Genomic DNA, 19577 nt, shown 5'->3' with positions numbered 1-19577 from the left:
ACAGATGCCCATGATTATAGCAGAAAACATTCATAAACACTACGGTGATTTACACGTTTTAAAAGGCGTTGATCTCCATATTGCAGAACGTGAGATTGTCTCTATTGTAGGTGCTTCTGGTGCTGGAAAAACAACATTACTTCAAATATTAGGTACCCTTGATGCTTCAGACAACAACTCGAACACTCAAGGAAAGCTTATTATAAATTCAAAAGAGGCTACAAGCTTAAAAGGAAAATCACTTTCTAAATTCAGAAATGAACATATTGGGTTTATTTTTCAGTTTCACCAACTATTACCTGAATTTACAGCATTAGAGAATGTATGCTTGCCAGCATTTATTAAAGGCACCTCTAAAGCACAAGCGGAGCAAAGAGCTAAGGAGTTATTATCGTTTTTAGGTGTTGAAAAAAGAGCTTATCACAAACCATCTGAGTTAAGTGGTGGTGAGCAACAACGTGTTGCTGTTGCCAGAGCTTTAATTAATAATCCTGCCGTAATCTTAGCAGATGAACCATCTGGAAATTTAGATAGTGAAAGTGCTGAAAACTTACACCAACTATTTTTTAAACTTAGAGATGAATTTGGACAAACCTTTGTTATTGTAACCCATAACGAAGAACTTGCAAATATGGCAGATAGAAAACTAACAATGGTTGATGGTAAGATAGTTAACTAATTAATAATTAGCTTTCCATAAAATTCTTGAGTACGCCAATCACATAATCTATTTCTTCTTTCGTGTTGTATTTTGAGAACGAAAATCTAACTGAAGGTCGCTTTAATTTATCGTCTTCTAAAATTGCCTGTAAAACGTGAGATGCTTGGCCACTACCACTTTGGCAAGCACTACCTTTAGAGCAAGCAATACCATTTAAATCTAGTTGAAATAAAAGTAAAACTGCCTTTTCTGCTGCAATTGGTAAACACACATTAAGCAAGGTATAGGTGCTATTATCATTATCAGAGCAGCCTCCATTTAAAGAAGCTTCTGGAATATGTTCTTGTAGTTGGTCTTTAAAGTATTGTTTTAAAGATTTTATGTAGGATTTCTCTTCCTCTAAATTTGCATAAGAAATATTTAATGCTTCAGATAAACCAACAATATTGTGCACACTTTCTGTACCTGCTCTAATACCTCGCTCTTGGCTTCCACCTACAATCATAGGTTTTAAACCACTATTTTTTCTAATAAATGCAAAACCAACACCTTTTGGGCCGTGAAATTTGTGAGCACTTACAGCTGTAAAATCTACTGGTATTTCAGAAAAATCTAACTTAAAATGACCTACAGATTGTACTGTATCACAATGAAATAAGGCATTATGAGATTTACAAAGTTTAGCAACAGCTTTTATGTCCAGCATATTACCAACCTCATTATTAATATGCATTAAGCTTACCAATGTTTTTTCGGTACTATTACCTAGCAACTCTTCGAGGTGAGAACTATCTATGCTCCCACAATCTTTCAGGTTTACATAATCTACCGTAACATTATGCTTGTCTTGCATTTCCTGTACAGTATGTAAAACCGCGTGGTGCTCTATTCTTGAAGTTATGATGCGTGTAACCCCTAAATCTTTAACAGACGAGCAAATTGCCAGGTTATCTGCCTCTGTACCTCCAGAAGTGAAAATAATTTCGCCAGCAGAAACATTTAAGTGTTTCGCAACATCCTTTCGAGCCTGCTCTATTAAAGTCTTTGCAGCTCTTCCAAAAGCATGTGTAGATGAAGGGTTTCCATAACACTCACTCATTACCTGCGTCATTTTCTCAATGACTTCTTTTCTTACCTGCGTTGTGGCCGCACTGTCAAAATATACTTTTCTCATAATTGTTTGCTAGTAGCGGCAAAAATAGTAGAAATAAAATTATTCCCAAGCAGAAGCGTTATCAATAGGAATTCAATTAATTTTGTTGAAAATTTTGATAATGACTCGCACCCTATTTCTTTTTCTATTTATAGCTGTATTAGCGTCTTGTGACGATGGTGATATTATTGTAACCAGTTTTGATTTTGAAGATGCAGATCTCTCATTATGTGGTGAAGGCACAACTAAAGTGCTTTACAAAACTAATAATGATGACATTTTTGAATCAATTTCCCTTTCTTTTGAAGACAATGATTTTACAGGAGAAGAATTAGGCGTTATAACAATAGATTTAAACACAAGCAACCAATTAGTGTACAGAACATTTGATAACTCTATTACAGGCAGCAGTTATTTTTGTAATGAAATACCTCCTACTTCTCCAAGAGTATTACAAGAATTTGTGAGTACAAATGGTGGTACAGCTACTTTAACCACAACAGCTATTCCAGATACTGAAGATGAAGATGGAGATGGTTTAACTAATGATGAAGAAAATGAAGATAGCCAGCAAGACACAGATGGCGATGGTATTTTAGATTATCAAGATATAGACGATGATGGTGATAATGTACCTACAAGTGCAGAGTTAGGAAATACTCCAGACACTATGCTGTTAGATACAGATGAAGATGGAGATCCAGATTACTTAGATCCAGATGATGATAATGATGGTATACCAACTAAAAACGAAGATGAAGATATGGACGGAAACCCAAGAAATGATATTGGCGCCAATAGCATAGCAAGATTTAAAGATGTAAATGAAACTGAAAGTTTTGATGTTCCTGAAGAAGTAAATATTGAAAACACCTACACAGTTGTGTTTAGAACTTTGGTAAGGTTAACCAACTTAACGTTTAGTGGTCAAGATATTCAAGCTATACAAGGCACTTATGATTTAGGTATTCTTGAAGTTCCAGATGTAGAAATAACTATTGAAGGCAACTAAGAGTTTTGATATATATAAACTTCTGTAGCACCTAAACCATAGGTTTTATAATCTGCATCATAATACTTTAAGTTATCGTAGCGTCTAAGCATAGTTTCTAACTCAGCTTTTAGGACACCTTCACCTACACCGTGAATAAATACAAGTTTCTGAATACGCTTTTGTATAGCAAAATCTAACTTACGTTTAGCAGTATCTATTTGCAGGTTTAACTTGTCATAAGCCGTTAGGCCACGTTCAGACTTTGTAAGTTTATGTATGTGTAAGTCTACCTCCATTGCTGGAGCGTTTCGCTGTTTAGGCTTTACGCGTTCTTTAGCACCTCGTTTAACAGATGATTTTTCTTTCAAAATCTGTTCAAAATCAACGTGTTTGGTATCAATTTTATATTGAGGTTTTCCTATACGCACAATCTCATTCTCATTAAAGTGAAGTTCAAAACCATCTTCATCTTCAATAGTGATATTATTATTCTCAATGTGTTTAATGTAACCTTCTAGATTATCATCTATAACCGCTATCCTATCGCCAACGTTAAATTTATTGCTCATCCTCTATCTCAGATTGTTCTAAATCATCATTACGTTTTATTAATTTATAAATGCCGAACATTAAAAAGCAAATCCCCAAAAAACCTATGAGTTGCGAAGTACTGTTGTCTGAAAGATTATAAATTACGAGTATAGCACCAACACTAAGACTCAAATAACCAAGGTATTGTGTATTTTTATTAGACTTCATATATTATTAAAAATAATGTATATTTAACCTTATTGTTTATGACAAGTTAAGGCAAAACCTTAATTTTACCCCAAATTTACAAAGTATGAAGTGTATTATTACAATTCTTAGCATTTTAATAAGCGGTGTATCTTTAGCACAGTTATCGGTAAAGCCTACCAATACTGGAGATGACACATTTATTTATGTCATAGATGAAATCTTATATGTAAAAGAAGATGTTAATCTTACAAAGAATGTAAACGATACATTAACCGAAGCCAGTATTTATTTAAGGCGTGAAGCACAACTAATACAAGGTGATGGCGGAGATCAATTAAACAAAGGTGACGGTTTGCTATCTGTATACCAAGAAGGTACAACCAACCAATGGGATTATAACAACTGGACATCTCCTGTTAGTGTAGCTGTAAACAGTTCTGGAGTTACTTTAGCTGATGGTAATGCAACATTTGGACCATCGTCTACTTTGTTTACACCTGTAGATAAAACCTATTCATCTCCTGTTAAATTAATTGGTGGTTATGAAAGTTCTGTTGGAGACGCTAGCGCTACACCAGACCCAGAACCACTATCTTTACCAAGCTATTGGTTTTTCTATTACCCTACTGGAGATGATTATTTAGGATGGCAACAAGTTGGTGGTGATGATTATACTATACCTGCAGGATATGGCTTTACAATGAAAGGTGTAACAGGTGCAGATCCTACAGTATCTGATGCAGGCGAAGGTGTTGTAAACAATTCTGGTAGTGCACAACGTTTTGATTTTAGAGGACGTCCTAATTCTGGAACTATAGAAATTGGAAGTATTACTCCTATAACACCAGGACATTCTGTTTTTATAGGTAACCCTTATCCATCTGCTTTAGACCTTAGTTACTTCTTATTAGAACACTCAGTGAATTCTGATATAGATGATGACAATGATCCAGACACTCCAGATGTACCAGTAACATTAACATCGTGTGGCTCTATTACTAGAAAAGATAATACAACTGGTATTGCTTATTTTTATGACAGTGATCCTAGCGTTCAGTCTCATTTTCTTGTAGATTATCAAGCAGGTTACGAAGCTTTTGCTCCTGTTGATTGTGGCACTACAGGAATGTCTGTTGGCGCTACTTTCATTATGTATACAAATGATGGTGAACCAATCGCAAATTCTGAAACAGGTGTAGAAGGTGATGCTAGAGATAGACGCTACTTACCAATAGCACAAGGATTCTTTGTTGAGACGACCAGTAATTTAGACAACTCATTTACTTTTGAGAATAGGCACAGAGCTTATATCCCAGAAACAGCTTCTTCAAACTCTACTTTTCATAGAAATACTTCAGAAAATATTACTACTGAAAATTTTGATGAAGATGAACTTATAGTCATTCCTAAGTTAAAACTAAATATAGAGTTAAATCACGCTTATAATAGGCAGATTTCTATAGGCTTTTGGCATAACTCATCTCGAGGTGTAGACTATGCAATGGATGCCAGACTTAGAAATTCATTAGCTTCTGATGCTGCTATTTTAAACAATAACGACAAGTATTATATAGATGTAAGACCTTTTGATGTTACAGAAGAAATACCACTTTCGCTAGTTTTAGATTCTCAAATGGACGTGAAGTTTACAGCCACTAGTTTTGAAAATTTTAATACAGAAAATGTTTATATTTTAGATAGTGAAACAGGAGTTTATTATGATATAAATTACAACTCTTGGACCACTACCTTACAAGCAGGAAATTATGATGGGCGTTTCTTCCTAACTTTCCAAGAACAGGAAGTATTAGACACTAAAGACTTTGCAGCTGAAAACTTTGATGTCTTCCAGAATAATTCAGCTTCTCAATTAGAAATAAGAAACCCTAATGCTTTAGATCTAAAATCTGTTGCACTATATGATATTACTGGAAAAAAAGTGATTAACGAACAAAACCTAGAAGGACAATCTGTGTATACTTTTAGTACTAGAAATCTTCAAGAAGCTATTTATGTTGTTAATATTACGACTAGTGATAACATAACATTTTCTAAAAAAATCACTGTTTCAAATAATAGATAGTACATGGAAGACTTCATGCTTCCTTGCCTAAATAAAAAGTTCTTTGGGGTTGAGTGTTTAGGCTGTGGCCTACAACGATCAATTTCGCTTCTTATTCAAGGTGAATTTACTGCCGCTTTTGTAATGTATCCTGCAGTTTACCCATTACTTAGTTTACTCATTTTTGTTGGCGTAAACTTTTTTTACCCAGTTAAATTTTACGGAAAAATTGTAGCCATCTTAGGAGGTTTAACAGCTTTAGTTATGGTTGTTAGCTATCTTCTAAAATATTTATAAATTCAATTACTTACATTTACTATATTTAAACTACCTAATCAGAAACCTTAATCCACATGGAAAAACAAAATTTACCTAATTCAACTTTAATATTAATTCTTGGTATTCTATCTATAATAGGATGTTGCTGCTATGGAGTTATTGGTCTTATTTTAGCCATAATTACAATTGTCTTAGCTAAGAAAGCAACAGAAACTTATTTAGTAAGCCCAGAATTATACTCTGGATATCAAAATGTAAAAACAGGAAAAATATTAGCTTATATTGGTTTAGCTCTTAGTGTTATCTATATATTACTAATCATCGGAATGTTAGTATTTTATGGTGGCATGGAAGGCTTACAGGAAATGCAACAAGAAATGCTGGAACAATATGGTGAAGGTCAATACTAAGTTACCTTTGTTAAAATCACAAAAAAAACCTGCTATAACTAGCAGGTTTTTTATTATATAAGATGTTTTGTAACACTATTTTTCAAATGTTTTAAGTGTTTCTGTAATTATTGAAACACAGTCTAACAATTGTTCTTTAGTCATCACCAACGGTGGTGCAAAACGTATAATGTTTCCGTGAGTAGGTTTAGCTAAAAGACCATTTTCTTTTAATGCCATACACATATCCCAAGCTGTTGAGCTGTCTTCGGAATCATTAATTACAATTGCATTAAGTAAACCCTTACCTCTAACTAATGAAACAATATTTGAAGTTTCAATATATTTAGCCATTTCAGATCTAAATAACTCTCCTAATGTTCTTGCATTCTGAATTAAGTTTTCATCTTGAACAACTTGTAGTGCAGCCATAGCAACTGCTGCTGCCACAGGATTTCCTCCAAAGGTAGAACCGTGTTGTCCAGGCTTTATAACATTCATAATCTCATCATCTGCTAAAACAGCAGATACTGGGTATGCACCACCAGAAAGTGCTTTACCTAATATTAAAATATCTGGTCTACTATATGTTTCTTGTCTTTCACAGTGGTTTTCACAAGAGCAGTTACCACATACTGCAAGTAAACCACCCGTTCTAGCTATACCAGTTTGTATTTCATCTGCAATAAATAACACGTTATTATCATTACACAATTGCTTTGCCTTTTTCATAAAGTCATCTGCTGGTGTGTAAACTCCAGCCTCACCTTGAATAGGCTCAACTAAAAATCCTGCAACATTTTCTTGCTTTAAAGCGTTCTCTAAAGCTTCTGTATCATCGTAAGGAATCTTTATAAATCCTGGAGTGTATGGTCCAAAGTTTTTACGGGCACCTTCATCATTAGAAAATGAAATTATAGTTGTTGTTCTCCCGTGGAAGTTATTTTCACAAACAATTATTTGAGCGTCTGTTTCTTTAACACCTTTTTTCTCATAGGCCCATTTTCTACAAATCTTTATAGCAGTTTCAACAGCTTCTGCTCCAGTATTCATAGGTAAAAGCTTATCAAACTTAAAATAGTCTGATGCAAACTTTTCATATTTACCAAGCATATCATTATAAAATGCTCTAGAAGTAAGCGTAAGCGTTTCTGCTTGGCTATTCATAGCACCTACAATTTTAGGATGACAGTGTCCTTGGTTTACTGCAGAGTAAGCAGAAAGAAAGTCGTAATATTTTTTTCCTTCGACATCCCATACGTGTACACCTTCACCTTTTGCCAGTACTACTGGAAGTGGGTGATAGTTATGTGCACCATATTTATCTTCTAATTCAATGGCTTGTTTTGACGATGTAATAGTGTCAACAGTCATAGTATTTATTTTTTTTCTGAAACAATTATCTATTCCTACTTTGGGAGAGAAATCATCCGATATTCACAAAATTAAGGGTTTGAAAATAAATTTTTCATAAATATGGTATAAAGCCCCAATATTCATAATCATTATAAATTGACCATCTCACACCAATAAAATTAAGGGGTCTTGAATAATTAGTCGGCAATAAAAAATTACCTTTGCGCTATGGCAAGAAAAAAGAAAACCAAACAATTATTTGAAGCAGTAGAGATTACCGGCGCAGGATCTAAAGGCAAGAGTATTGCTAAAGCTCCAGATGGTAAAGTTATATTTGTTAAAAATGCTGTACCAGGAGATGTTGCAGATATACAGACATACAAAAAAAGGCGTGCCTTTTATGAAGGTGAAGCGGTAAACATTGTATCATATTCAGATAAGCGAGTTGAGCCAGAATGTCAACATTTTGGAACTTGTGGTGGTTGCAAATGGCAAAATATGGGCTATGAGCACCAATTAGCTTTTAAAGAAAATGAAGTTATAAATAACCTTAAACGTATTGGTAAAGTAGAGCTACCAGAGATTACCCCTATTTTAGGAAGTGAAGACATTTACTTTTATAGAAACAAAATGGAGTTTTCATTTAGCAACAATCGCTGGATGACGCTAGATGAAATTAAAAGTGATGTAGAAATTACAGATAAAGATGCTTTAGGGTTTCATATACCTGGAATGTGGGATAAAATTTTAGACATAAAAAAATGTCACCTGCAAGAAGATCCAAGTAATGCGATAAGAAACAGCGTTAAAGAATTTGCACTAAAGCATAATTTAGATTTTTTTGATGTAAGAAAGCAAGAAGGTTTACTAAGAACTTTAATGATTAGAACAGCATCAACAGGAGAGATAATGGTGCTTATTCAGTTTTATAAAGATGATAAAGAACAACGCGAGTTACTGTTAGATTATATAGCTGAAACATTTCCTGAGATAACATCATTACAATATGTTATTAATGATAAGGGTAATGATACAATATATGACCAAAACGTTATTTGCTATACTGGTCGAGACCATATCTTTGAAGAGATGGAAGGTTTAAAATTTAAAATAAATGCTAAATCTTTCTACCAAACTAATAGTAAACAGGCTTACAACTTATATAAAATTACAAGAGAATTTGCAGACCTTAGCGGAGACGAATTAGTTTATGACCTATACACTGGTACAGGAACAATTGCACAGTTTGTTGCTAAAAAAGCTAAAAAAGTAGTTGGTATAGAGTCTGTACCAGAAGCTATTGAAGATGCTAAGAAAAATGCACAATTTAACGAGATTAATAACGTTGATTTCTTTGCCGGAGACATGAAACATGTGTTTTCTCAAGAATTTATAGAGGAACACGGCCAACCTGACATTATTATTACAGATCCTCCTAGAGATGGTATGCATAAAGATGTAGTAGCACAAATACTTAATATTAAACCTAAGCGTATTGTGTATGTAAGTTGTAATAGTGCAACACAAGCTAGAGATTTAGAGCTTATGAATGCCTATTATAAAGTAACTAAAACACAGGCTGTAGATATGTTTCCACAAACACATCACGTAGAAAATGTGGTTTGTTTAGAATTAAGATAATATGAAACACTCATTTATTGCAATTTTGGTTTTGTTAGTTATAGGTTTTACAACCAATAGCTGCCAACGTGATGATATATGTCCAGAATCTACACCAACAACGCCTAAGTTAATTATTACGTTTTATGACATTAATGTAACTCCAACCGAGTTAAAAGATGTTCCTAGTTTATCTATAACTGCTGTTGGCGTAAACAACCCAGTAAGTTTAAATGAATCTGGAGAGATTGTAGCTAATACAGACTCTATAGCAATACCCCTAAATCCTGCAAGCACAGTTGTAGATTTTCTGTTTGTAAGAAACTCTGGTAATGATGAGCAGAATATTGATGAGCTACAATTTTCATATACACCACAAGATGAGTACATAAATAGAGCCTGTGGATTTAAATCTAATTATCTAGATTTAAACTTTAGTTTAAATGGAGAAGACACAGACTCTTGGATACAGAATATTGAAATAATAGAATCAAACATTACAGATGAGCTTACTACGCACGTTACTATTTTTCACTAGTATTTTCTGGTGTACCGCAAGTTTCTTTGCTCAAGAAACGCTTATAAGTGTTTCAGACAGCATAAGTTTTAAAGAGAAGTATGGTGTTAGAGTTGGTGTAGATTTAAGCAAACCATTAAGAACACTTTTAGATGAAGATTATAGTGGATTTGAACTTCTTGGAGATTATAGAATCTTAAAGCATTATTTTATAGCAGCAGAATTAGGTAATGAACAATTTGATTATAACGAAACTAATTTAGAAGCCTTTACTAAAGGGAGTTATATTAAAGTTGGAGCAAATTATAACGCCTATGATAATTGGATAGGTATGAGTAATGAAATATTTGTAGGCCTACGCTATGGTTTTTCTACGTTTTCTCAAGAGTTACAAAGCTATACCATTTATACAGACACGCCATTTTTTGACCCAACTGTTGTTAGTGATCCCGTTAATTATGATGGCTTAACAGCTAGTTGGATAGAGCTACAGCTTGGTATTAAAGCAGAACTATTTAACAACTTATACCTATCTGTACATGTACAGCTAAAACGAAGAGTTAGTAATGACAGCCCAGAAAACTTTGATAATTTATTTATACCAGGTTTTGGAAAGACATATGATGGCAGTGAGTTTGGTGCAGGTTATGGGTATTCTTTATCCTACCTCATTCCTATCTTCAACAAAACTGAAAAACAAAAAAACTTTGCTAAAGATTAATCATCATTTAGCTTGTGTAATTTTTTAGTGCCTTCATAAACTTCGTATTTCAGAAATTTAGATTCTAATTTACCATTATATACTTTAATCTTTCGAGACGGTCTTAAGCCCACAAATTTCATAGCTTCTAGATTTGAAGTTATAAACCAGGCTTCACTACCAGGATAATTTTGCTTTAAGGTATCTCCTATCTTGCCGTAAAATTCTGGTACGTTAACTTCAATACGTTCTCCATAAGGTGGATTAAATACCATATGTAAATGACCATCTACTTGCTTTTCAGAAGTAAAGAAATCTTGTCTATTAATTTTTATAAATTCAGCTAGATTAGCATTTTCTATATTTTCTTGTGCTTTTAAAATGATGCTTTGAGATTCATCTGCACCAGTTATCGTATAATCAAACCCTCTAATTTTTCTTAGCGCACTTTCTTCAATCTTCTCAAACAAATCTACATCCCAATCCTTCCATTTCTCGAATGCAAATTGTTCTCTATTAATATTTGGTGGTATGTTACAAGCTATCATTGCAGCTTCAATTAACATAGTCCCACTACCACACATAGGATCGTGAAAATGTGACAAGCCATCCCAACCAGATTTAAGTAATAATCCAGCTGCTAATATTTCATTTATAGGTGCAATATTTGTGTACTCTCTATAGCCTCGTTTGTGCAGAGAATCTCCAGAGCTATCCAATGACACTGTACAATTAGTCTGATCTATATGAATGTTTATACGTAATGTAGGATGATCTAAATCTACATTAGGACGTATGCCTGTTTTCTCTCTAAATTGATCTACAATGGCATCTTTTGTTTTTAAGGCAACGTATTTAGAGTGTGTGAAAATTTCAGAAAATACAGTACCATCAATTGCCAAAGTATCTGTTTCATTAAGATACTGAGACCAATCTATAGCATATATTTTTTTATAAAGATCATCTTCAGAAATCACCTTAAACGTTTCAATTGGTTTTAAGATTTTTACAGCAGTACGGCAGCATAAATTTGCTTTATACATAAAGCCCTTATCACCCTCAAACTCAACGTTTCGGTTTCCTTCTTTTACGTAACTGGCACCCAGTTGTTTTAATTCTTTTGCTAGTAGCGGCTCAAAACCAAACATAGTTTTGGCCACCATTTTGAAATTATTCATCATAAAATTCGACTATCTACGTGCAAAAATACATTAATTTTACAGCCTATGGCATTACCTACCCAAAACTGGTACGCATCGTGGTTTGACACGCCGTACTATCACATACTCTATAAAGATCGTGGTTATGATGAAGCTCAGGCTTTTATGAGAGCTTTAATGGCATATTTAAAACCAAAAGATTCTGCTAAAATATTAGATTTAGCCTGCGGAAAAGGACGCCATTCTGTCTTTTTAAACTCGTTAGGCTACAATGTAACAGGTGTCGATTTATCTAAAAACAGTATAAATCATGCAAAGCAATATGAAAATGAAAGCCTAACGTTTAAGGTTCATGACATGTGTAAGCCAACTAAGAACACGTATGATGTTGTTCTTAATTTATTTACAAGCTTTGGTTATTTTGAAGATGATGAAGATAATTTAAGAACTATTAAGGCTATAAAAGAAGATTTAAAACAAGATGGTGTAGCTGTTATAGATTTTATGAATGTTGCCAATGTTATTTCAAACTTGGTGCCTACAGAAGTAAAAACTATGAAGGGTATAGATTTTCATATAAAGCGATATGTAAAGAACAACCATATTTATAAAGACATTTCTTTTAAAGATAATGATGAACAGTTTGAGTTTACAGAAAAAGTAAAAGCCATTACTTTAGACGATTTTAAGACATATTTTAAAAAAGCTGGATTAACATTAATAAATACGTTTGGTGATTATCAACTTAATGACTTTAATCTTGAAACCTCTAAACGCTTAATATTAGTTTTTAAATGATAGTTTATTTACTTCCTATTCTTGCGGTTTGCATTGGCTTTGCGATTGCGTACTTCTTAAAACGCTCACAACTAACAAGCATTAAACTATTACTAGCTTTTAGTGGCGCATACCTCCTATCTTTAACTGTTTTTGAGTTTTTTCCAGAAGTTTATACTCATGACAATAAACAGGTTGGCTTGTTTATTATGATAGGTATTTTACTGCAAATTCTTTTAGAGTTTTTATCTAAAGGTGCAGAACATGGCCATATTCATCATCACGAAGATCATAAGAGTTTCCCATTTGTATTATTTATAAGTTTGAGCATTCACTCGCTTTTAGAAGGATTCCCTTTACATGATCACGATACGCTTTTATATGGCGTTGTTATTCACAAAATTCCGATTGCTATAATTTTAAGTACGTTTTTATTAAAAGCCAATTTTAGTAAAGTTAGAATTACATTGTTTTTAATTCTTTTTGCTTTAATGACACCATTAGGCAGTTTATTACAAGCTAAGGTTGCGTATTTCAGTACAATTGCTGTTTATATAAATGCTCTAGTTATAGGAATCTTTTTACACGTCTCTACCACCATTTTATTCGAGACAGGCAACAATCATAAATTTAATGCTACCAAGCTTGTAGCTATTATATTGGGTATTGGCATAGCATATTTGTTGTAATTTCTGAACTTTTTAGAATAGTTGTATCTTTCCATAGCTAATTAAAAACCTACTTATAAGTTATGAAACAACTACTCTATTGCCTTACGGTATTATTTATTACCTCTTGTTTTGCGCAAGACACAAAAACACAGATTGAAACAACAATAACCTCAGATGTCATTAAAGGACACATCTATTTTTTAGCAGACGATTTACTGAAAGGTCGTGAAACAGGAACACCAGAAAACAAAATTGCGGCAGCATATCTAGCTAATCAATTACGAACATACGGTGTAAATCCTAATCCTGAAACAGGTGATTTTTATCAAGAAGTAAAACTTCAAAAAGAATCTGCTCCAACTACTTTAGAGCTTAAACTTAATGATGTATCTATTAAAAACCTTGTAGCGCTATCATCTTCAAATGTAGATTTTAGCGGCAATGCAATGTATTTGGGGTATGGTTTAGAAGAAGACTATTCTGGACAAGATACCAAAGGAAAAGTATTACTAATAAAAGCTGGAAGCGAAGATACTAAAGACGCTAGAGCATCTTTTAGGTTACGATCCCAAAAAGAAGAACTGGCTCAAAAACATGGTGCTTTAGCAATTATAGAATTTTTAGATGCTAAAGATAACATGTGGACTTTTATAGACCATAACTTTAATGAACCGCGATTAAGCGTTGCAAAAAACAATGCTTCAGAAGACAGTAAAGAACTAACATATATTTGGGTTCAAGATTTAGGAGCTGACTTAATTTCTGAAGTTTCAACAAATAAAAAATCACAAGTAACTTTAAAAACCTCCACTAAGCTATTGAGTAATGTTACTTCACAAAATGTTGTGGGAATTGTTGAAGGTACAGACCCACAACTTAAAAATGAATACATAATATATTCTGCTCATTACGATCACGTCGGTATCGGCACTCCAGACGAAACAGGCGACACCATTTATAACGGTGCTAGAGATAATGCTGTTGGCACAACAACTGTTTTAAGTATGGCAGAACATTTGGCTAAGCATCCTACAAAGCGTTCTGCATTATTTATATTATTTACAGGAGAAGAAAAAGGATTATTGGGTAGTCAATATTATGTAGATAACCCTATACTGCCACTAAACCAAATGGTATATTGCTTTAATAGTGATAATGCTGGTTACAATGATAAAAGTTTAGCAACTATTATTGGTTTGCCTAGAACAACAGCAGAGCAGCACATTAAAAATGCAGCTAAAACATTTGGTATTACAGCTGTAGATGATCCTGCTCCAGAGCAAGGTTTGTTTGACAGAAGCGATAACGTACACTTTGCAAAAAAAGGTATTCCATCACCAACATTTTCTTTAGGATTTACAGCATTTAATGGCGATGTAACAAAGTATTACCACAGACCAGGTGATGAGGCAGATTCTTTAGATTATGATTATTTAGAACAATTTTTTAGAGCTTATGTAATGGCTGGCGTACTTATAGGTAATGATCCTGTAACACCAACTTGGACTAAAGGAGATAAGTATGAAGAAGCAGCAAAGGAATTATATGGTAATTAATGGATAAGTATTTAACAAACTTTTGGTTAGATTATCCTATTCATAAAGGATTACTCCTAATATTAATTTCAATTGCTTGGATCATAATAAAAACCTACAGAAATAAATCTTTTAATATGGAAGATTATACAGCAGGTGAATGGAAAGCAATCATTAATTCTTGGTCCATTATCCTTTTGCTTATTATCTCAGGAGCATTCTTAATTTTCAGAAATATTTAAAAATTAAAAAACCCTTTCAGAATTACTGAAAGGGCTTTTTTTATAAACGTTGCTTAATGTACTATGCTAATACAGCTTGTACTTTATCTGCAGCTTCTTTAAACTCGATAGCACTTTGTACTGGTAAACCACTATTGTCTATAAGTTCTTTTGCTATGTCTGCGTTAGTTCCTTGTAAACGTACAATGATTGGTACTTTTACCGCATCTCCCATTGCTTTGTAAGCATCTACAACACCTTGTGCCACACGGTCACAACGTACAATACCTCCAAAAATGTTTATTAAGATAGCTTTTACTTCTGGATCTTTTAAGATTAATCTAAAAGCAGCCTCTACTCTAGCAGCATCTGCAGTACCTCCAACATCTAGGAAGTTAGCAGGAGAACCACCAGCTTGCTTAATTAAATCCATAGTTGCCATTGCCAATCCAGCACCGTTAACCATACAGCCAACATTACCATCTAGATCTACATAGTTAAGACCAACTTCTTTAGCTTCAACTTCTGTAGGATTTTCTTCTCTTATGTCACGCATTGCTGCATAATCTTTATGACGGAACAATGCATTCTCATCTAAAGTTACTTTTGCATCAACAGCAATAATTTTATCGTCACTAGTTTTTAAAACTGGATTAATTTCAAACATAGAAGAATCAGATTCCATATATGCTTTGTATAATGCAGTAACAAACTTTGTCATTTGTTTAAATGCCTGTCCTTTAAGACCTAGGTTAAAAGCTATTTTACGAGCTTGAAAACCTTGTAGTCCAGTTGCAGGATCTATCTCTTCTGTAAAAATTAAGTGTGGTGTTTCTTCGGCTACAGTTTCAATATCCATTCCACCTTCTGTAGAATACATTACCATATTTTTACCTGTTGCTCTATTTAAAAGCACACCCATATAATATTCTTCTGGTTCACTATCGCCAGGATAGTAAACATCTTCTGCAACTAATACTTGGTGTACCTTTTTACCTTCTTTAGAAGTTTGAGGAGTTACCAAATTCATCCCGATGATATCATTAGAAATGCTTTCTACCTCTTGAAGGTTTTTAGCCAACTTAACACCGCCACCTTTACCACGGCCACCAGCGTGAACCTGTGCTTTAATCACGTGCCAACCTGTTCCGGTTTGCTCTGTTAATTTCTTTGCTGCCTCAACAGCTTCTTGTGGAGTTTGTGCCACAATACCGCGTTGTATCTCAACGCCAAAACTGCTTAATATTTCTTTTCCTTGATATTCGTGTAAGTTCATAGTGGTTGTCCTAAAATTTTAGATTGCAAAAATAAAAAAAGGGAGTCGATTACCCTAATCTATCTTATAAAGGTTTATCAAAAAAAGAGAAAGCTTGTTATTTAGGAGATTTTATAATACAAAATTTTAAGGTTAAGCGTATTTATTAGAGTTTCTTTAAGAGATATACTCAAAGAGTTGTTTAATTTTACGCCCTTATTTTAATTTCAATTATTTAACAATGAAAAATCAAGACCTTTTAAACATTACTGAGGCATACGGTAGTCCCGTATATGTGTACAATGCTGAGACAATTGAATCTCAGTACAAACGCTTAACCAGTGCATTTAAAAAGGTCAAACAGGTGCGTATTAACTACGCAGTTAAGGCATTATCTAATTTAGCAATACTTCAACTAATGAAGCGTATGGGCGCAGGTCTAGACACCGTTTCTATTCAAGAAGTAAAATTAGGCTTAGCTGCTGGCGTAGATCCTAAGAAAATTATATACACTCCAAATGGAGTGTCTATGGAGGAAATAGAAGAAGTTGCAGCACTTGGTGTTCAAATAAACATAGATAATCTTTCTGTTTTAGAGCAGTTTGGAACTAAACATCCTAAAATTCCTGTTTGTATTCGTATAAACCCTCACGTAATGGCAGGTGGTAACACTAACATTTCCGTAGGACATATAGATAGTAAATTTGGAATAAGCATTCACCAAATTCCGCATATACTAAGAATTGTAGAGCTTACTAGAATGAATATAAATGGTGTGCATATGCATACGGGTAGCGATATTTTAGATATTGATGTTTTCTTATATGCTTCTGAAATTTTATTCGACACGGCTAAAAACTTTAAAGATTTAGAGTTTATAGATTTTGGTAGCGGATTTAAAGTCCCTTATAAAGAAGGCGATATTGAAACTAATATCGAAGAGTTTGGAGACAAGCTTTCTACACGCTTTAAAGAATTTTGCAAAGAATATGGTAAAGACCTAACCTTAGCGTTTGAGCCAGGTAAATTTCTAGTGAGCGAGGCTGGTAAGTTTTTAGCTAAAGTAAATGTTGTAAAGCAAACAACATCTACAGTATTTGCTCAAATAGATTCTGGTTTTAATCACTTAATAAGACCAATGCTTTACGGTTCTCAACATGAGATTATGAACATTTCTAACCCTAACGGGAGACAACGTTTTTATTCTGTTGTAGGCTATATCTGCGAAACAGATACTTTTGCAAACAACAGACGTATAAACGAAATTAAAGAAAATGACATTTTAGCATTTAGTAATGCAGGAGCCTATTGCTTTAGTATGGCTAGTAATTACAACTCTAGATTTAGACCACCAGAAGTACTTTGGTACCAAGGTAAGGCACATTTAATACGCGAACGTGAAACCTTCGACGATTTACTGAAACACCAAGTTCCTATGGAATTTGAACCAGTAACAGCCTAACTATAAAGACAAAGCCGAGCATAATGCTCGGCTTTATTTATTTAACTTAAATTTTAAAATCGAAAAATATTTTTACAAAAAGCTAAATAGAATAATTCTAAATAAATTGTAGTTTTGTGCAACATAATATCTAGACACTATGAAGTTTATAAAAACTATCCTTATCATTCTTTTAGTAGCACTTGTTGTTATTCAATTTATTCCTGTCGAAAAAAACATACAAGACAATTACACTAGCGTTGTTGCTTTTGAGGCAGAAACAAATATGCCAGAAAACATTAAAGCTATAATGCGTAAGGATTGTTATGATTGTCATAGTAACCAAACGGTTTATCCTTGGTATGCACAAATTGCACCTGCAAATTTCTTTTTAGCAGATCACGTAGAAGAAGGTAAAGAACATTTAAATTTTTCTGGCTGGAATGAATATAGCGCAAAACGTAAAGACCATAAATTAGATGAACTTATTGAAGAAGTTGAAGAAGGAGAAATGCCTTTGGAATCTTATACTTGGGTTCATGGCACTATTACCGAGGAAGAAAAAGAAAGTCTAATCTCTTGGGCAAAACTTGCAAGACAAGTATATACACCTCAATTACAGACTACAAAACAATAGAGCATACTTCCCCAAGTTTAACTAAATGTTAAACTTTAAATTTATTTAGAATAAATACAGATAACCTTGTTTAGATTGTATCTAGATAGTATATTTGCACGCAGATATAATTATCTATTTATAATAAATCTAAATAAACACAACCAAAGACTCCATTATGAGACACCTTATGTTATCTGCATTAGTTGCAACAAGTTTAGCAACTGTATCCTGTTCATCAGATGATGATTCTAATGTAATAGACCAGCCTTCAGAAATAAATGTTCCTTCAACGTATAGCTTTTCAAGAGGTGGCGTGTCTACCGTAAGTTTTAGTGGCCAAACTACACGTATATTAATGAGTGAAGAAATTGTGTCTTCATTTAGTGATTTTGACAATGCTACAGAAGCTTCAATCGATGCAATGTTTGCTCACGAAGAAGGCGCAAACGATTTTTCTTCAGAAGACTTAAACGCTTCAAACAAAAGTGTACGTAGTAAAGTTGCTGCAAGTAGAGATTTCTTTAGCACTAACACTACAGAAAGTGCAGAAATTAAAGCAGATTTTGATGGTTTTATTGCAGACCAAGTGAACATTGTATTTCCTAATCAAAACACAGCTGCACAACCTGGTGTTGCAGGACAGATTGCAGACGGAACTTCAACACGCTATGTAAATGAAAGCGGTATAGAGCTTAATCAATACTTTGCTAAAGGTTTAATTGGTGCATTAATGACAGACCAAATCTTAAACAACTACTTAAGTACTGCTGTTTTAGATGAAGCTGACAACAGAGACACTAATGATAATGATATAACAGAAGAAGGAAGTGCTTATACCACTATGGAGCACAAATGGGATGAGGCTTACGGATACTTATTTGGTGCATCTGCAACTGCAGACAATCCTGTAGCTACTATTGGTGATGCAGATTCATTTTTAAATAAATATGTTGGCCGTGTAGAAGGAGATGCAGACTTTGCAGGCACTACACAAACTATTTTTGATGCCTTTAAATTAGGTAGAGCTGCAATTGTAGCTAAAGATTATGAGGTAAGAGATGCGCAAGCAGAAATTATAAGAACAGAAATCTCTAAAGTTATTGGTATAAGAGCTGTTTACTACTTGCAACAAGGTAGTGTAGCCATTACTAACAATGATATGGGAGCTGCTTTTCACGATTTATCTGAAGGTATAGGATTTGTTTACAGCCTTCAATTTACAAGACAACCAGGCACAAATGCTCAACTATTTACAAGAGCAGAAGTACAAGCACTTATCGCTAATTTATTAGACGATGGTGAAAACGGACTTTGGAATATAACTCCTGAAAGCTTACAGGAAGTTTCTGAAGCTATTGCAAGCAAGTTTAGCTTTACAGTAGCACAAGCAGGAAGCGCACAATAAGTGTTAATTTTTTGAATTGGT

Annotated in this window: 21 protein-coding genes; 15 read left to right on the top strand and 6 right to left on the bottom strand. The window is 33.7% G+C overall.

The window, feature by feature from the left end:
- Positions 1 to 10: 10 nt before the first annotated feature.
- Positions 11 to 679: an ABC transporter ATP-binding protein gene (locus CA2559_RS08530; protein ID WP_013187469.1), complete on the top strand. Its 669-nt coding sequence runs from the start codon at positions 11 to 13 to the stop codon at positions 677 to 679.
- 7 nt (positions 680 to 686) lie between these two features.
- Here CA2559_RS08530 and CA2559_RS08525 read toward each other — a convergent pair whose 3' ends face one another.
- Positions 687 to 1835 carry a cysteine desulfurase family protein gene (locus CA2559_RS08525; protein WP_013187468.1) on the bottom strand — a complete coding sequence of 383 codons (1149 nt, stop codon included), beginning with the start codon at positions 1833 to 1835 and terminating at the stop codon, positions 687 to 689.
- Between the two features lie 100 nt (positions 1836 to 1935).
- Here CA2559_RS08525 and CA2559_RS08520 point away from each other — a divergent pair, with 100 nt between their 5' ends.
- Complete coding sequence (locus CA2559_RS08520) at positions 1936 to 2826, top strand: hypothetical protein (RefSeq protein ID WP_013187467.1); 891 nt, start codon at positions 1936 to 1938, stop codon at positions 2824 to 2826.
- Here the strand turns inward: CA2559_RS08520 and CA2559_RS08515 are convergent.
- Both CA2559_RS08515 and CA2559_RS08510 read right to left on the bottom strand, forming a co-directional pair.
- Positions 2823 to 3377 carry a Smr/MutS family protein gene (locus CA2559_RS08515; RefSeq protein WP_013187466.1) on the bottom strand — a complete coding sequence of 185 codons (555 nt, stop codon included), beginning with the start codon at positions 3375 to 3377 and terminating at the stop codon, positions 2823 to 2825. The genes CA2559_RS08520 and CA2559_RS08515 overlap by 4 nt on opposite strands.
- Positions 3367 to 3567, bottom strand: coding sequence for a hypothetical protein (locus tag CA2559_RS08510; protein WP_013187465.1), 201 nt, complete (start codon positions 3565 to 3567; stop codon positions 3367 to 3369). Before CA2559_RS08510 ends, CA2559_RS08515 begins: the two co-directional genes overlap by 11 nt.
- A gap of 85 nt (positions 3568 to 3652) precedes the next feature.
- Here CA2559_RS08510 and CA2559_RS08505 point away from each other — a divergent pair, with 85 nt between their 5' ends.
- The 3 genes from CA2559_RS08505 to CA2559_RS08495 are packed head-to-tail and all read left to right on the top strand — an operon-like array spanning position 3653 to position 6300.
- Positions 3653 to 5632 carry a T9SS type A sorting domain-containing protein gene (locus CA2559_RS08505; RefSeq protein WP_013187464.1) on the top strand — a complete coding sequence of 660 codons (1980 nt, stop codon included), beginning with the start codon at positions 3653 to 3655 and terminating at the stop codon, positions 5630 to 5632.
- A 3-nt stretch (positions 5633 to 5635) separates the two neighbouring features.
- On the top strand, positions 5636 to 5908 hold the full coding sequence (locus tag CA2559_RS08500) for a DUF2752 domain-containing protein (protein WP_013187463.1): 273 nt from the start codon (positions 5636 to 5638) through the stop codon (positions 5906 to 5908).
- Positions 5909 to 5964: 56 nt separating this feature from the next.
- Positions 5965 to 6300 (top strand): CCC motif membrane protein, encoded by a 336-nt coding sequence (locus CA2559_RS08495; protein ID WP_013187462.1) that lies wholly within the window; start codon positions 5965 to 5967, stop codon positions 6298 to 6300.
- Positions 6301 to 6375: 75 nt separating this feature from the next.
- Here the strand turns inward: CA2559_RS08495 and rocD are convergent, their stop codons facing one another.
- The gene (rocD, locus tag CA2559_RS08490; RefSeq protein ID WP_013187461.1) at positions 6376 to 7653 is read right to left on the bottom strand and encodes an ornithine--oxo-acid transaminase; all 1278 of its coding nucleotides are present in this window, start codon (positions 7651 to 7653) and stop codon (positions 6376 to 6378) included.
- A 210-nt stretch (positions 7654 to 7863) separates the two neighbouring features.
- On the opposite strand from rocD, the gene rlmD reads away from it, so the two are divergent.
- From rlmD to CA2559_RS08475, 3 genes are read left to right on the top strand one after another with little or no spacing between them, the layout of a single operon-like run.
- A complete protein-coding gene (rlmD, locus tag CA2559_RS08485) occupies positions 7864 to 9276 on the top strand; it encodes a 23S rRNA (uracil(1939)-C(5))-methyltransferase RlmD (protein WP_013187460.1) in 1413 nt (470 codons plus the stop codon).
- Position 9277: 1 nt separating this feature from the next.
- On the top strand, positions 9278 to 9793 hold the full coding sequence (locus tag CA2559_RS08480) for a DUF6452 family protein (protein ID WP_013187459.1): 516 nt from the start codon (positions 9278 to 9280) through the stop codon (positions 9791 to 9793).
- Complete coding sequence (locus CA2559_RS08475) at positions 9759 to 10493, top strand: DUF6048 family protein (protein ID WP_013187458.1); 735 nt, start codon at positions 9759 to 9761, stop codon at positions 10491 to 10493. The genes CA2559_RS08480 and CA2559_RS08475 overlap by 35 nt, the downstream gene beginning before the upstream one ends.
- On the opposite strand, the gene CA2559_RS08470 is transcribed toward CA2559_RS08475, so the two are convergent.
- Entirely contained in the window at positions 10490 to 11653 is a 1164-nt protein-coding gene (locus tag CA2559_RS08470) for a THUMP domain-containing class I SAM-dependent RNA methyltransferase (protein WP_041240970.1), read from the bottom strand. The two genes, CA2559_RS08475 and CA2559_RS08470, sit on opposite strands and share 4 nt — an antisense overlap.
- Before the next feature lie 45 nt (positions 11654 to 11698).
- Between CA2559_RS08470 and CA2559_RS08465 the strand changes: the two genes are divergently transcribed.
- From CA2559_RS08465 to CA2559_RS08450, 4 genes are all read left to right on the top strand, one after another.
- Positions 11699 to 12430, top strand: a complete 732-nt coding sequence (locus CA2559_RS08465) for a class I SAM-dependent DNA methyltransferase (protein WP_013187456.1) — start codon at positions 11699 to 11701, stop codon at positions 12428 to 12430.
- Entirely contained in the window at positions 12427 to 13098 is a 672-nt protein-coding gene (locus CA2559_RS08460) for a ZIP family metal transporter (protein ID WP_013187455.1), read from the top strand. Before CA2559_RS08465 ends, CA2559_RS08460 begins: the two co-directional genes overlap by 4 nt.
- Positions 13099 to 13160: 62 nt before the next feature.
- A complete protein-coding gene (locus CA2559_RS08455) occupies positions 13161 to 14636 on the top strand; it encodes a M28 family metallopeptidase (protein WP_013187454.1) in 1476 nt (491 codons plus the stop codon).
- Entirely contained in the window at positions 14636 to 14857 is a 222-nt protein-coding gene (locus tag CA2559_RS08450) for a hypothetical protein (RefSeq protein WP_013187453.1), read from the top strand. Before CA2559_RS08455 ends, CA2559_RS08450 begins: the two co-directional genes overlap by 1 nt.
- A gap of 61 nt (positions 14858 to 14918) precedes the next feature.
- Here the strand turns inward: CA2559_RS08450 and sucC are convergent, their stop codons facing one another.
- A complete protein-coding gene (sucC, locus tag CA2559_RS08445; RefSeq protein ID WP_013187452.1) occupies positions 14919 to 16112 on the bottom strand; it encodes an ADP-forming succinate--CoA ligase subunit beta in 1194 nt (397 codons plus the stop codon).
- Positions 16113 to 16332: 220 nt separating this feature from the next.
- Between sucC and lysA the strand changes: the two genes are divergently transcribed.
- From lysA to CA2559_RS08430, 3 genes are all read left to right on the top strand, one after another.
- On the top strand, positions 16333 to 17553 hold the full coding sequence (gene lysA / locus CA2559_RS08440; protein ID WP_013187451.1) for a diaminopimelate decarboxylase: 1221 nt from the start codon (positions 16333 to 16335) through the stop codon (positions 17551 to 17553).
- Between the two features lie 139 nt (positions 17554 to 17692).
- The gene (locus CA2559_RS08435) at positions 17693 to 18169 is read left to right on the top strand and encodes a heme-binding domain-containing protein (protein ID WP_013187450.1); all 477 of its coding nucleotides are present in this window, start codon (positions 17693 to 17695) and stop codon (positions 18167 to 18169) included.
- A gap of 157 nt (positions 18170 to 18326) precedes the next feature.
- Positions 18327 to 19556 carry a DUF4856 domain-containing protein gene (locus tag CA2559_RS08430; protein WP_013187449.1) on the top strand — a complete coding sequence of 410 codons (1230 nt, stop codon included), beginning with the start codon at positions 18327 to 18329 and terminating at the stop codon, positions 19554 to 19556.
- Positions 19557 to 19577: the final 21 nt, after the last annotated feature.

This window comes from Croceibacter atlanticus HTCC2559 (genome assembly GCF_000196315.1).
Taxonomy (GTDB): domain Bacteria; phylum Bacteroidota; class Bacteroidia; order Flavobacteriales; family Flavobacteriaceae; genus Croceibacter; species Croceibacter atlanticus.
This window is presented reverse-complemented; position numbering and strand designations above follow the sequence as displayed.